The organism is Paraglaciecola arctica (assembly GCF_018861065.1).
Classification (GTDB): domain Bacteria; phylum Pseudomonadota; class Gammaproteobacteria; order Enterobacterales; family Alteromonadaceae; genus Paraglaciecola; species Paraglaciecola arctica_B.
Genome location: NZ_JAHKQO010000036.1, coordinates 349,728 through 362,686 on the forward strand (window position 1 = coordinate 349,728; position 12,959 = coordinate 362,686).

The 12,959-nt window shown below is 40.1% G+C and carries 15 protein-coding genes; 8 read left to right on the forward strand and 7 right to left on the reverse strand.

The window, feature by feature from the left end; translation table 11 throughout:
* Window positions 1–53: 53 nt before the first annotated feature.
* From KO534_RS14800 to KO534_RS14810, 3 genes are read right to left on the reverse strand one after another with little or no spacing between them, the layout of a single operon-like run.
* A complete protein-coding gene (locus KO534_RS14800) occupies window positions 54–725 on the reverse strand; it encodes a DUF3299 domain-containing protein (protein ID WP_215930436.1) in 672 nt (223 codons plus the stop codon).
* A gap of 33 nt (window positions 726–758) precedes the next feature.
* Window positions 759–1,199, reverse strand: coding sequence for a hypothetical protein (locus tag KO534_RS14805; RefSeq protein ID WP_215930437.1), 441 nt, complete (start codon window positions 1,197–1,199; stop codon window positions 759–761).
* 13 nt (window positions 1,200–1,212) lie between these two features.
* Window positions 1,213–1,797 carry a DUF3299 domain-containing protein gene (locus tag KO534_RS14810; protein WP_252732164.1) on the reverse strand — a complete coding sequence of 195 codons (585 nt, stop codon included), beginning with the start codon at window positions 1,795–1,797 and terminating at the stop codon, window positions 1,213–1,215.
* 82 nt (window positions 1,798–1,879) lie between these two features.
* Here KO534_RS14810 and KO534_RS14815 point away from each other — a divergent pair, with 82 nt between their 5' ends.
* From KO534_RS14815 to KO534_RS14825, 3 genes are read left to right on the forward strand one after another with little or no spacing between them, the layout of a single operon-like run.
* A complete protein-coding gene (locus KO534_RS14815; protein ID WP_215930438.1) occupies window positions 1,880–2,605 on the forward strand; it encodes an ABC transporter ATP-binding protein in 726 nt (241 codons plus the stop codon).
* Entirely contained in the window at window positions 2,605–3,840 is a 1,236-nt protein-coding gene (locus tag KO534_RS14820; RefSeq protein ID WP_215930439.1) for an ABC transporter permease, read from the forward strand. The genes KO534_RS14815 and KO534_RS14820 overlap by 1 nt, the downstream gene beginning before the upstream one ends.
* A gap of 43 nt (window positions 3,841–3,883) precedes the next feature.
* Window positions 3,884–4,267, forward strand: coding sequence for a nuclear transport factor 2 family protein (locus KO534_RS14825; RefSeq protein ID WP_215930440.1), 384 nt, complete (start codon window positions 3,884–3,886; stop codon window positions 4,265–4,267).
* 42 nt (window positions 4,268–4,309) lie between these two features.
* Here the strand turns inward: KO534_RS14825 and KO534_RS14830 are convergent, their stop codons facing one another.
* From KO534_RS14830 to KO534_RS14845, 4 genes are all read right to left on the reverse strand, one after another.
* Window positions 4,310–4,708, reverse strand: coding sequence for a rhodanese-like domain-containing protein (locus KO534_RS14830; RefSeq protein ID WP_436836587.1), 399 nt, complete (start codon window positions 4,706–4,708; stop codon window positions 4,310–4,312).
* Between the two features lie 5 nt (window positions 4,709–4,713).
* Window positions 4,714–5,583, reverse strand: coding sequence for an MBL fold metallo-hydrolase (locus KO534_RS14835; protein ID WP_215930441.1), 870 nt, complete (start codon window positions 5,581–5,583; stop codon window positions 4,714–4,716).
* An 84-nt stretch (window positions 5,584–5,667) separates the two neighbouring features.
* Window positions 5,668–6,318, reverse strand: a complete 651-nt coding sequence (locus tag KO534_RS14840) for a peroxiredoxin (protein ID WP_215930442.1) — start codon at window positions 6,316–6,318, stop codon at window positions 5,668–5,670.
* 292 nt (window positions 6,319–6,610) lie between these two features.
* The gene (locus KO534_RS14845; protein WP_215930443.1) at window positions 6,611–7,063 is read right to left on the reverse strand and encodes an RrF2 family transcriptional regulator; all 453 of its coding nucleotides are present in this window, start codon (window positions 7,061–7,063) and stop codon (window positions 6,611–6,613) included.
* A 135-nt stretch (window positions 7,064–7,198) separates the two neighbouring features.
* On the opposite strand from KO534_RS14845, the gene KO534_RS14850 reads away from it, so the two are divergent.
* From KO534_RS14850 to KO534_RS14870, 5 genes are all read left to right on the forward strand, one after another.
* Window positions 7,199–8,002, forward strand: coding sequence for a sulfite exporter TauE/SafE family protein (locus tag KO534_RS14850; RefSeq protein WP_215930444.1), 804 nt, complete (start codon window positions 7,199–7,201; stop codon window positions 8,000–8,002).
* Between the two features lie 260 nt (window positions 8,003–8,262).
* Entirely contained in the window at window positions 8,263–9,114 is an 852-nt protein-coding gene (locus tag KO534_RS14855) for an SDR family oxidoreductase (RefSeq protein WP_215930445.1), read from the forward strand.
* Between the two features lie 17 nt (window positions 9,115–9,131).
* Window positions 9,132–10,349: an ergothioneine biosynthesis protein EgtB gene (egtB, locus tag KO534_RS14860; RefSeq protein WP_252732165.1), complete on the forward strand. Its 1,218-nt coding sequence runs from the start codon at window positions 9,132–9,134 to the stop codon at window positions 10,347–10,349.
* 36 nt (window positions 10,350–10,385) lie between these two features.
* Window positions 10,386–11,333, forward strand: coding sequence for an L-histidine N(alpha)-methyltransferase (egtD, locus tag KO534_RS14865; RefSeq protein ID WP_215930446.1), 948 nt, complete (start codon window positions 10,386–10,388; stop codon window positions 11,331–11,333).
* A 94-nt stretch (window positions 11,334–11,427) separates the two neighbouring features.
* Window positions 11,428–12,924, forward strand: a complete 1,497-nt coding sequence (locus KO534_RS14870; RefSeq protein ID WP_252732166.1) for a BCCT family transporter — start codon at window positions 11,428–11,430, stop codon at window positions 12,922–12,924.
* The last annotated feature ends 35 nt before the right edge of the window (window positions 12,925–12,959 follow it).

Here is a 12,959-nt window from a genome sequence, read left to right on the forward strand (position 1 = left end):
GAGTGGTATAGTAGCGCAAGCAGCAAGTAAAAAATCTTAAGAGAACCTTTGCCTTAATGCCGCCGAATATCATCAGGTTGCCCGAAATAGGGCTGTATTGAAACCACTTCAAGTATGTAAGCTGATGTCCCCATTGGATCTTCGAATAAACCCGTGCTGATTTTCCCCGTAATCGTATAGGCTTGTGTAATATCGAACTGACTAAACCCCTGCTCCAATTGAGCAAATAACATTTGATTCGGCGGCGGCGGTGGATAATGTAAACAGGCGCCAAAGTAAGGCACAAAAAATAGGCTTTTAATGTTGTTGTTAGCGTAAAAATCTACTGGAACAACGAAGCCAGATAACGACACCATCTGATTTTCAAACACATTTACCGTATTCGTTGATATTAACGCCTCGTGATATTTGGGGTCCGTAGATGCTTCAATAGAGCGCAGTATTTGGGCACTTAATTCTTTTACTGTTTGTGCATTTTGAACTTGATAATGCGTAATGATTGCTTGTTCTTGGGGAGGCAATAACATAGCCCAATCAAGAGGCAAAACCGCTGATTGAGTATATATCGCCTCGAGTGCTGCATCGCTAGTAAAATACAGTAAAGGTTTGTCTTGCAGCACTTGTTTAACACCCGGCCAAAGATACAAACCCAAACGGGCAAACAACGCCCCTAAACCAATACACAGAACAAGCCCGCACATTATTTTAGTTTTTTTAGCAGTCAAAAATTTCATATGCCTATAAAACTTGCAACGGAATCAATCGGAAACAATCAGTATCCGCTGAGTTTTTATATAAGGCACTGTACTTTGAATAGCATCAATATTGACGAATATAAAATGTTCCCCAGGTTCAGTAGCACGGAACGACAAATTGTAGTTTCCTGACAGTGAAAGAGTGTGCGATGGCTCGTTGTGTATGACGATATTTTCACTGGCTGCGTAGGAAACACGCGCTTCGTTATAATGGTCTGGAATGGAATAACTAATTTTAACTCGTTCATCAATATTAGACTTTATATTCACCTCTTTGGCGTGATTTAAGTTTAATTCAGCCAATTGAGGAACAAATCGATGCTGGTTAGCCAAAGGATGAAATTGTCCAAATACGCCGAAATTGTTTTCTCCATGCAAATCACAGGCAATACTAGACGTCACAAAGGCGAGCAACAACATTAAGGTTGTAAATTTGGTTTTCATAAGGCCATTCTTATTATTCGTAAGGATACATTTTGTCTAGGCTCATGCCGTAAGCTGATGTGCCAGTTGTGTTACTGGTAGTTTCAATGTGGATCACCCCTTTAAACCAGAATGGTTCAGTGAGTTGCGCCAATTCAAATCCTGTTTCAACTTTGCCATAAATCATTTGATTAGGAGGAGGGGGAGGCATATGTAAGCAAGCACCAAAATACGGAACAATAAAAAATTCAGTAACTCGTTGATTTTCGTCAGACCTTAAGGGCACCACAAAACCAGGTATTTTCACCGCTTTTTTGTCAAAATCTTGAATCACTCTTTGTGATGTGAGTGCCTGTTGAAAGCGTCGTGTTGTATCGTCTTGAGCCTCTATAGCTGACAAAGCATCAACCGAATCTTGTTCACTGCCGTCAACCACATTTGCCAAATATTCCGGTAGATTAAGCAAGGCATCCAAATCGTCTCGAGGCATTAATTGGATCCATTCTACTTCTTGATAATTTTTTGATTCTGCAGCGACTAAGTTAACAGAGGCAAACCAAAGCATTGCTAAAGGAACAATGATAAAGTGTTGTAGACGACATACTTTTTTGGTGTTCATTATTGATTGTCAATTGTGAGCGGCTATATAATAATTACGTTATATCATAACAAACACATTCTGTACTAGCTTCATCTGATTTATGACTATAAAAGATAAAAATCCAATAGATTCACAGGCTCAACCAACACCTGCAATCGAGTTAAATAAGGTTGTTCACTCCTACTCAAAAGATTCTCCTCTATGTTTCAGCAACTGGACAGTAGAGGTAGGTCAGCAGGTATTTCTTTACGGCGATTCAGGTTCAGGTAAGTCTACATTGTTGAATATACTTTCAGGCATTTTAGCGCCGCAAAAAGGTAGCATTAAGTTATTTGGTACTGAAATGACAAATTTATCTAATAGTCAAAGAGACCGCTTTAGAGCAGAAAATATTGGCGTCGTTTTTCAGCAGTTCAATCTTATTCCTTACTTAAGTGTCGAGAAAAACATAGAACTAGCGGTATACCTTGCTAGGTCTTCTAAACAACAGTTATCAACATCTATACAGCATTTGATGGCAGCACTTAAGTTACCCAATAGTATTTTGCACACGCCAGTTTCAAGTTTAAGCGTAGGACAACAACAACGAGTGGCGATCATGCGGGCCTTTATCAACTCCCCTAAATTACTGCTGATTGATGAGCCTACTTCTGCTCTCGATAATACGGCAAAACATGCGTTTATGAGCTTGCTAATTGAGATGTGCCAAGCCAATAACACAACTATGGTGTTTGTCAGTCACGACACTGCCTTAGAACCTTTTTTCTCAATACGTACCCCTATTACATCCTTTTGCAGTGGACACACTATAGAGACAGTTAATTAATGCTTACTTCTATTATATGGCGCAGTTTAATAAGTCGTCGCAAAACCGTAGTGCTGACTTTTTTATCTTTGGTAGTGAGTATTAGTGTATTGATAAGTGTTGATCACATTCGCTCGCAAGCTAAAGAAAGTTTTAATCGAACTATTTCTGGTGTCGACCTAATAGTAGGAGCACCTAGTGGTGAATTAAACTTGCTGTTGTATTCTATTTTTAGAATGGGCAGCCCTACCAATAATATCCACTATGACAGTTTTACTATGCTCAAGGCTAATAAATCTGTGGCCTGGGCCATCCCAATTTCGTTGGGTGATTCACATCATGGTTTTCGAGTGATGGGAACCAATGCCGACTACTTTGAATTCTTTAAATACGCCAATAAACAAAGACTGGAATTAGCCGCTGGTGAAGTTTTTCACGGACCGTTTGAAGCAGTGATTGGCGCAGATGTAGTTAAAAAATTAGGTTACCAGTTAGGTGACAAAATAGTACTTTCCCATGGGATAGGCAGCACTAGTTTTGTGCATCACGAACAAGCGCCATTTACGGTTTCGGGAATTATCGCGGCAACAGGCACTCCGGTAGATAAAACCGTGCATGTTAATCTAGCTGCGATAGAAGCTATTCACCTGCCACCAGCACAATTAAAAGAGCTAGTTCAAGATCCCCACTCACATCACCACCCAACTGAAAAAATCACCGCGGTTTTGTTAGGGCTGAATAACAGATTTGCTACTTTCACTTTACAGCGACACATTAATACCTACCAAGACGACAGATTAATGGCAGTATTACCTGGCGTGGCGATGACACAACTTTGGAGCTTAATGGGCAATATTGAAACCATACTGCAAGTGATAGGTTTTTTAGTGTTATTGGCGTCTTTGTTTGGCTTAGCCACTATGTTACTGGCGACCATGAACGAACGCCAAAAAGAAATTGCCGTGTTTCGCATCTTAGGCGCTTCACCGATATTTATTCTTTCATTGGTAATCTTAGAAGCCTTAGTGATTAGTTTTATGGCTTTGCTCACGGCGTTCATCGTAGTGACCTTTTTACTGATGGGATTAGAAGGTTGGTTAACCGCCGAGTATGGCTTGTTTCTCAATCAGAATGTATTCACCCAAGATTCGCTGAATTTGTCCCTTATTATACTTGGAGCTACCGCTGTCACCGCTTTAGTTCCTGGTGTAGAAGCGTATAAAAAAGCACTGCATAGTCAGTTGTCGGCTAAATAATTCGATTTTACTGGTTTTTTTGGGCAAATTTTTGAGACAAACTATGGAACAAGATTTAAATTCAAACAAACACAATGCCATCGCTTTCTATGAAACTGCTTATTTAGGCGATCCAGTAAAAGCCGTCGAGTTATATGTGGGTGCAGAGTATATTCAGCATAACCCGGTTGTAGCCGATGGTAAGCAAGCATTTATTGACTACTTCAGTGAAATGCACCGAGACTACCCAAACAAAAGTATTGAATTTGTACGCACTATTGCTGAGGGTGATTTGGTCGCTTTACATACCCATCAAACATGGCCAGACGGTGATGAATACGTGACCATGGATTTCTTCCGTTTTGATGAGCAAGGTAAAATAGTAGAGCACTGGGATTCAATCCAAACCATCCCAGCTGAAACTAAAAATGGCAATCCTATGTATTAAGCTAACCAACAAATTTAGTTAGCGATTCAATGCTAAGCTTGGTTAGGAAACTATGTCGTATTGATGACTTTCCCAAGCCGCCATTCCGCCAGCAACAGAATAGACATTTTTATGCCCCATGTTTTCCAATGAACGTGCAGCGAGTGCTGAACGCCCTCCTGAACGGCATATCAAATAAATATCTCGACTGGCTAAATCATCCAGTGCAAGTTGTGGATCGCAATGATGGGATACTAATGGGTGTTCTGTTAACTTCATTTCCAAAACACCCCTAGGAAAATTAACGGCTGTGGCAATATGCCCCTTAGTGAACTCTTCATGCTCCCTTACGTCGATTAATACGACCTCTGGTTGCATTAACGCTACTTGTAGGTCGTCAACCGTCACTTCTTGAATATTGTGACGTAACTCTGTTATATATTCCTGAGATGATTTCATCATAAGCCTCACAGTTGGTTAATGGGCACTTTTAGGTATCGAGTGTTATTTTCTTCCGCAGGAGGTAACTCGCCAGCTCTAATATTTATCTGAATAGCTGGCAAAATAAGTCTCGGCATACTGAGAGTGGCATCACGGGTTTCGCGCATTTCAATAAAAGTACTTTTTGATGTACGTTCTTTTACATGAATGTTGAACTCTCTTTGTTCAGCGACAGTTACCGCACATTCATGGGTTCTGTGCTCGGTTGGGTAGTCATGACAAACATAAATTATGGTGTCGTCAGGCAGTGCCAAGATTCGCTGAATTGAGTTAAATAAGGTTGCTGCATCACCTCCAGGGAAGTCGCATCGAGCCGTGCCTATATCAGGCATAAACAAAGTATCCCCCACAAAAATAGCTTGATTATTCACAAGATACGCGAGATCAGCAGGTGTATGGCCGGGAACATGCATAATTTCAAATGTGATGTTACCCACATTGAGTTGGTCACCTTCTTCAAAAAGTTTGTCGAATTGAGTGCCATTAGGTAAAAATTCTTTTTCAAGATTGAATAAGGCTTTAAATGTTTTTTGTACCTGTGTGATATGTTTTCCTATGCCTATTTTCGCTTTGTATCTTTCTTTGAAAAAAGGTGCCGCGGATAAATGATCAGCATGAGCATGAGTTTCTAACACCCATTCAAGGGTTAAGGCTGACTCATCAATATATTTAGCAATAATTTGTGCACTAGCGTTGTGAACTCGCCCTGAGCTGTAATCAAAATCAAGAACAGGATCGATGATCACCGCTTTGTTGGTAGCTGGATCGCTCACAACATAAGTGAAAGTTTCACTATCATTATCTAAAAATGACTCTACATGGAATGGAGTAGACATGATCAATCTCCTAAATTTACGGTTGAGTAGGTGCGGCACCGAAGTGCCGCCAAGGTTGCGATTTCAAGTCAATTAAGAAATTGTTTATAGCGCTCTTTTACTGAAATACCAATCTACGTAGTTATTACCTTGGCCTTCACGGGCATCGGCATCTTCTACAGTGTGTGGAGGTGGAACAATCACTTCTTCACCACGTTTCCAGTTTTCTGGTGTTGCAATACTATTTTCGTCACTGGCTTGCAGTGCATCAACTAAGCGAACAAACTCATTAACTGCACGGCCATTGCTCATTGGGTAATAAACCATTGCGCGCAATATGCCTTGTGGATCAATGATGAAAGTGGCACGTACTGCGGATGTATCACTTGCGCCTGGTTGCACCATACCGTATGACTTGGCGACTTCCATAGAAAGGTCGGCAATGATTGGAAAAGGAATAGTCACACCAAACTTTTCTTTAATATTACGTACCCAAGCAATGTGCGAGTGAATACTATCAATTGATAATCCTAGCAATTCGGTATTCATTTCAGCAAATCGCTCTGCTGCATTAGCAAAGCCGATAAATTCTGTTGTACAAACTGGCGTAAAGTCTGCCGGATGTGAAAAAAGTACCAACCATTTACCCTTATAATCAGCCAGTGTACGTTGGCCATGAGTAGTTTTAGAATTAAAGTCAGGAGCTGCTTGGTTTAGTTGTGGAAAAGTCACTGGGTTTTGAATTTCGTTAGTCATGGTATTCTCCAAAATTACATTCAAATAGGTATGTCAAATCGACAATTAATATAATAGGTATTTAATATACACATTTAAAGTTATTTGGATCGATTGTAATAATCGTTTTTTTAGATTAGTTATTTGATAGTGGATTGATGCAGCAGTAATCATAGTTTTGAAATTTTTATTTTGAGGGGTTCACTGAAAAATTAGGAGGGTAATTAGCGAAATGCGATCACACAATAGTAAGTCAGAACTTGTTACAAGTAATGATTCGCAGGTTAAAGAGGGTAATAGAAGAATGTCAAAATTACGTTAGATTAACTAATTCTATATCTAAATGATAAGCAAGTGCGCCTTCTCTACCTTTAACCAAATCAACTAAAGTGTAGTTGTCTAATTCTCCAATGAAACGAGAGGTAGCATCCTGCAATATACTTCGCAACTTGCAGTCTGGCGAGATAACACAACGATTTGTAGGTGAAGCAAAACACTCAGCGATAGCTACGTCTTCGATAGTCATTCTAAAAACTGCACCTAGATTAATGGCATCTTTGGGTCGAGCGAGTTGAAATCCCCCACTTCGACCTTTAGTACTTTTTATATAATTAAACTCAGCTAATTTAGCCATCACTTTTTTTAAGTGATTAAAAGAGATGTCGTAGGCTTCTGCTATCTCATTGGTTTTCACAAGTTGCCCCTCTTTAAGGGCCATATAAATTAATACGCGATAAGTTAAGTTGGTAAATGTATTTATTTTCATCAGGCTAATCAGCAACTTTGTAAAGCATTATTTATGTGTTTTCTATTCTACCACCAATTTAACAGGTATTTAAAATGTGCATTTAAACGGATTTTGGAATATCATATATGAAAATTGATATAAGGAAAAAGGGCAATGATTATTTTAGGTTACATAGCAGCGGTTTTTATGGGGTTAGTATTGGGCGTTATTGGTGGTGGTGGTTCAATACTCACAGTGCCAATTTTAGTATATTTGATGGGAATCGCGCCGGACATTGCTACGGGTTATTCACTACTAATAGTTGGAGCCACAGCAGCATTTGGTGCCGTACATTATTTTCGACAAGGCTTGGTTGACGTAAGGGCATCCATTATTTTTGCGATTCCTTCGATTATTGCCGTGTATTTGTCTCGCGCCTTTTTAATGCCCAGCATTCCTGAAGTGATTATTTCCTCTCCCTTCGAAGTGAGCAAAAACCTAGCCATTATGGTGTTGTTCGCTATTCTCATGTTGGCGTCGGCGATTATGATGTTGAAAAAAGCTTATGCGAAAACAAGTGCGGTCGACTTAGAAATTAAAGCGGCAAAATCCCCTAATGTGCCGCTTATTGTTGTTGAGGGCGCCTTGGTAGGAGTGATTACTGGGATATTAGGAGCGGGTGGTGGCTTTTTGATTATTCCTGCCTTAGTTTTATTTATGGGAATGCCCATGAAAAAAGCAGTAGGCGCTTCGCTCTTCATTATTGCCCTTAAATCACTTATTGGTTTCACCGGTGATTTACAGTCTGGTATTGAATTGGCACTGCCTTTATTACCATTAATGTTGCTCGCTACCTTTGTCGGTATGGCTGTATCAACAAAAATTGCCAGTAAGTTGAATGATGCCGTGTTACAAAAATTTTTCGCTATTTTTACTTTGGTCATAGCTATCTTCATTATGTCTAAAGAATTGGCCTAGGCGATATAAAACGACGAGTGAAATTTTTTTGAAGAGACTTAGGTCATAGGCTGGTAATGTAGTTCGTTTAAAGATAGTTAACTGGTACGGAAATAAACCTTCTGTTAGTTAACATGGTTCAAAGCAGTACTTACTGCTACATATCTAATAATATTAGATTAACCAATTTTAGATTTATCGCGCAATAAAAACGCAACCTTTAAACGCTATAGTGCCCAATATGGCAATCAGCTCACAATTAAAAATTGAGGTGTAATATATTGAAAATAGCCATCACAGCGGCCAGCGGAAAATTAGGCTCTGCCATAGTTAAGGCCACGGTTGCTTTAATATCACAAGAAAATGTCATTGGTTTAGCGCGTACCCCAGACAAAGCTAAACACTTGGGTGTTGAAGTTCGACCCGGAGATTACAACGATCAAAAGCAACTAGAACACTCCTTACAGTCTGTCGACACCCTTTTATTAGTGTCAGGGATGGATGCACCGGACAAACGCATTGGTCAACATAGAAACGTTATTGAAGCTGCCAAAAAAGCCGGTGTGAAGAAAATTGTGTATACCAGTGTGCAAGGAGCTGAAGAAAACACCGCGTTTTCACCCGTGGTGCAAAGTAACCGTCAAACTGAAAAAGATGTCATTAGCAGTGGCTTGGATTGGGTCGTGGGGCGCAACGGAATTTATATCGAGCCAGATATTGAATACATCGAAAATTATAGAAAGGCCGGTGGCATATTCAATTGTGCGGGTGATGGCCGTTGTGGTTATACCTCAAGAAACGAACTAGCTTACGCCTATGCAAGAATGCTCACTGAAGACAAGCACAACGGGCACACCTACAATTTGCATGGTGAAGCCATCACCCAACGACAACTTGCTGAGTATTTTAATAGCGCCTTTGGCACTAATTTGATTTACAAGTCGATGACTGTAGAAGCCTACCGCGAAGAACGTAAAGCCGAGTTAGGTGATTTTATAGGAACTATCATCGCAGGAATTTATCAAGGAATTCGCGAGGGTAAATCTGACAATGTTAGCCATTATTTAACTGCTGCAGGGCGTGAGCACGAAAGCTGGCAAACCTACTTTGCGCGTATTAAAGCTAATGCATAATTAAAAGGTTTTGCACTTTGTTATTATCACAACTATTTACCCTGTATCAAAAAACACGCCAATATACTGAGTGGCTTTGCAAACCACTAAACATCGAAGATTACGTTCCCCAAGCCGCTGATTTTGCTAGCCCACCTAAATGGCATTTGGCGCATACCACTTGGTTTTTCGAAGAAATGATCCTGACTAAATTCGTCAAGGATTACGCAGTGTTTGATAGCCACTTTGGATTTTTATTTAATAGTTATTACCAAACTGTGGGTGAAAAAGCGCTGCGAGCACAGCGTGGAATTATGACTCGTCCTAGTGTGGAACAAGTCTATCAATATCGTCATTATGTAGATGAACATATGCAGCGTTTCCTTAACGAAGACACAAAAACTGGCATAGAAAATCACCTAACAGATGACATAAAAGCACTGATCACTTTAGGCATCAATCATGAGCAACAGCATCAAGAATTACTGCTAACGGATCTTAAATATACATTTTCACTCAACCCTATCCAGCCCGTTTACCATCAAGATTTTAATCTTGTAGCCCAATTGCCTAATACAAAAGCGCAAGAGAGTGAATGGCTTAGTGTTGGAGAAGGCGTATATGACATAGGCCATAGTAGCGATCATGGTGGCGATCATAGCGGCGATGGTTTCTGTTTTGATAATGAACGTTGTCAGCATAAGGTATTGCTGCAAAAGTTTGATATTGCCAGCGCACTAATCACTAACAGGGAATATATTGAATTTATCGAAGATGATGGCTATCAAACTTTTAGTCATTGGTTAGATGACGGCTGGGCATGGTTAACTACCAACCAAGTCCGTAGTCCCTTGTATTGGCAAAGAATTGATGGACAGTGGTTTAATTTCACCCTCGCGGGTTTACAACCAATAGATGATGAAGCCAGTGTGTCGCATATTTCTTATTACGAAGCCAATGCCTTTGCCAGCTGGAAGAACATGCGTCTCCCTAGCGAATTTGAATGGGAAGTGGCGTCAACTCAATTTAATTGGGGACAACGTTGGGAATGGACCTCGTCTGCTTACCTTCCCTACCCAGGCTTTGCGATAAGTAAAGATGCAGTGGGTGAATATAACGGCAAATTTATGGTTAATCAGATGGTATTGAGAGGGGCTTCTGTTGCAACTTCAAAGAATCATTCCCGCTCGACTTATCGAAACTTTTTTCAACCACACCACCAATGGCAGTTTTCTGGTATTCGTTTAGTTAAATAACCTAGCAGTACTCTAATTGAGGGATACATAAACACTATGATTGAACAATTTGCCAAAAATGTAGATGCAGGTTTAAGCAAAGCTGAGAAAACCTTACCTTCAAAATATTTCTACGACAAAAATGGCGATGAGCTGTTTGTAGAAATTATGAAAATGCCAGAATACTACTTAACTCGTTGTGAAATGGAGATTTTTACGACACAAACTGACGAGTTAATTGCATCATTTCAAGCTCACAAAAATGACTATTTTGAATTAATTGAACTAGGTGCGGGAGATGGCAGTAAAACCCGCACACTGCTTGAAGCACTCAGTAAAAAAGACTATCAATTCGATTACCTACCAGTAGATATCTCTCAAAATGCACTGGATCAATTACAGCAATCATTGCAGCGGCATTTGCCACAAGTTTCAGTGGTACCTAAACATGGTGATTATTTTGATATGTTGGGTTCGGTTAAAGATAGCCATCACCCTAAAATTGTACTTTTTCTAGGTTCAAATATCGGCAATATGACAGACCCCGAAGCCAGCGAATTTCTGTACCAATTGGGGGCTAATTTAAGCAAAGGTGATAAGTTATTATTGGGCACAGATTTAATAAAACCCGCCGATGTTGTTCTGCCTGCTTACAACGATGATAGTGGCATCACCTCTTCATTTAATATTAATTTATTACATAGAATGAATGCCGAATTAGGTGCCACTTTTGACCCTGATGGTTTTGTTCATGCCCCGGAATATAATGAAAATGAAGGTATCGCAAAAAGTTACTTATTAAGTAACAAAGTCCAGTCAGTGGAAATTGCGGCTACTGGCAAAACCTATAACTTTCAAGCGGGTGAGAAAATTCACACTGAGATATCACGTAAGTACGACGATCAAGTATTGGCGAAAATTTTGGCCAAAACAGACTTTAGTATCAGCGCGAAATTTACCGACAAGAAAAACTACTTTGCCGATTATTTATTGAATCGCAATTGAACCTCCTTGGCTGTGGTCAGTGTGTGATTCGCCGATTTGCTATCCCTGATGAACCACATTAACCTAGGCTTTCATCACACAGGTAGTCATCACTTTGCTTTTTAACAACACCAACCTACTCGAAAAAACCGCGCTTTTTTTATGTATCGTTTTGTCGGTAATGGCATTCTTATTCCCTGACACCCTGACTCTTAAGCTACAACCTATTATTAATCAATTACTTAATCTATTGGGAGCGCCGTTTTTTGTTTTAGTTAACGTCTTACTTGTAGCGGTTTTAGTAATAGCTGTGAGTCCACTCGGGCGACGAAAAATGGGTGGTGAACAGGCAACTGTGGAATTTAAACTTTTTGGATGGTTGTCTATGTTGTTTGCGGCTGGCATGGGCTCTGGACTGATTTTTTGGGGCATCGCAGAACCCGCATTACATAGCGTTAACTCCCCTTTAAAAACTGAATTGTTTAGCGATCCACAAAGCAGTGGTTTGGCCTTAACCTTAGTTAATTGGGGCGCACATGCTTGGGCGCTGTACGCGGTATTTGGGCTGGTACTTGGAGGGCTAACGAGTAGAAGTGGCCAATCTGGAGATATTAGTGCCCCAGTGTTAAGTATCAGCCAAGGGTTATTGACCGAAAATGGGCAAGTTAAGTTAAGTTTTATCATTAGGTTAGTGGCTATTTTTGCGATCTTTTTTGGTGTGGTGGGCACACTAGCGAATTCAACCTTGTTATTGCGCAAGGGTTTAGAGATCAAACTAGGCGTAGAATCTGCGCTATTTTCAGGATTAATCATCATCAGTTTGATTGTAATTTTATACACTTTGTCGGCCAAATTAGGACTTAAAAAAGGTATTCAAGCTCTCAGCAAACTCAACGTATTTATCGCATTTTCATTGATTGTTTGGCTGTTAATCTTTGTCCCTATCCAACCCATTATCGATACCGCGATGGGAGGGACTTGGGACTATATACAATTAATCACAAGTGGTACTTGGGACTTTGGCAACCAACTTAACAACCCAGAATGGGCCAACGGTTGGACCTATAATTATTATTTTTGGTGGTTAGCTTGGGGGCCATTTGTAGGGGTATTTTTAGCCAAAATTAGCCAAGGTCGTCCTGTGTGGCAATATATTTTAGGCGTGGTTTTGGTACCAACTTTAGTGACCATTTTATGGTTTAGTGTATTTTCAGGCTCTGCCATCGCATGGGATGCCGCGCATCACAGTGGCATTTTAGAGGCAATTCAATCCGACTACACCCAAGGTTTATTTGTGTTTTTTGAACAACTAGGATGGCAAGGGGCTGTATTAGTGTGGGCGAGCTTATTACTTTTATTAATTTTTGTGGCCACTTCCGCCGATTCTGCCATATTAGTGATACGCCAGTTGAGTGGCGCTAGTCGGGCGAAGTCATGGAGTCTATACGGCTGGTCAATCGCCCTAGGTTTATGTGGCTATGTTTTGTTGGTGCAAAACAACGAACCATTAAATCGAAGCATAGCCATTATAGGTGCCATCCCATTTCTAGTTATTTTTTTACTGCAACTTTTAGGTTTTGTTAAAGAGTTTCTCAGCGAAACAAAACACTAAAAGATTGAGATTTTTATCGCGTTTTTGTAGCGTTT

Coding starts and splice junctions, on each gene's coding strand:
- egtD (WP_215930446.1), top strand. CDS start 10,386: ATGATTGAACAATTTGCCAAAAATGTAGATGCAGGTTTAAGCAAAGCT.
- KO534_RS14840 (WP_215930442.1), bottom strand. CDS start 6,318: ATGACTAACGAAATTCAAAACCCAGTGACTTTTCCACAACTAAACCAA.
- KO534_RS14810 (WP_252732164.1), bottom strand. CDS start 1,797: ATGAACACCAAAAAAGTATGTCGTCTACAACACTTTATCATTGTTCCT.
- KO534_RS14850 (WP_215930444.1), top strand. CDS start 7,199: ATGATTATTTTAGGTTACATAGCAGCGGTTTTTATGGGGTTAGTATTG.
- KO534_RS14820 (WP_215930439.1), top strand. CDS start 2,605: ATGCTTACTTCTATTATATGGCGCAGTTTAATAAGTCGTCGCAAAACC.
- KO534_RS14835 (WP_215930441.1), bottom strand. CDS start 5,583: ATGTCTACTCCATTCCATGTAGAGTCATTTTTAGATAATGATAGTGAA.
- KO534_RS14845 (WP_215930443.1), bottom strand. CDS start 7,063: ATGAAAATAAATACATTTACCAACTTAACTTATCGCGTATTAATTTAT.
- KO534_RS14830 (WP_436836587.1), bottom strand. CDS start 4,708: ATGATGAAATCATCTCAGGAATATATAACAGAGTTACGTCACAATATT.
- KO534_RS14815 (WP_215930438.1), top strand. CDS start 1,880: ATGACTATAAAAGATAAAAATCCAATAGATTCACAGGCTCAACCAACA.
- KO534_RS14825 (WP_215930440.1), top strand. CDS start 3,884: ATGGAACAAGATTTAAATTCAAACAAACACAATGCCATCGCTTTCTAT.
- KO534_RS14805 (WP_215930437.1), bottom strand. CDS start 1,199: ATGAAAACCAAATTTACAACCTTAATGTTGTTGCTCGCCTTTGTGACG.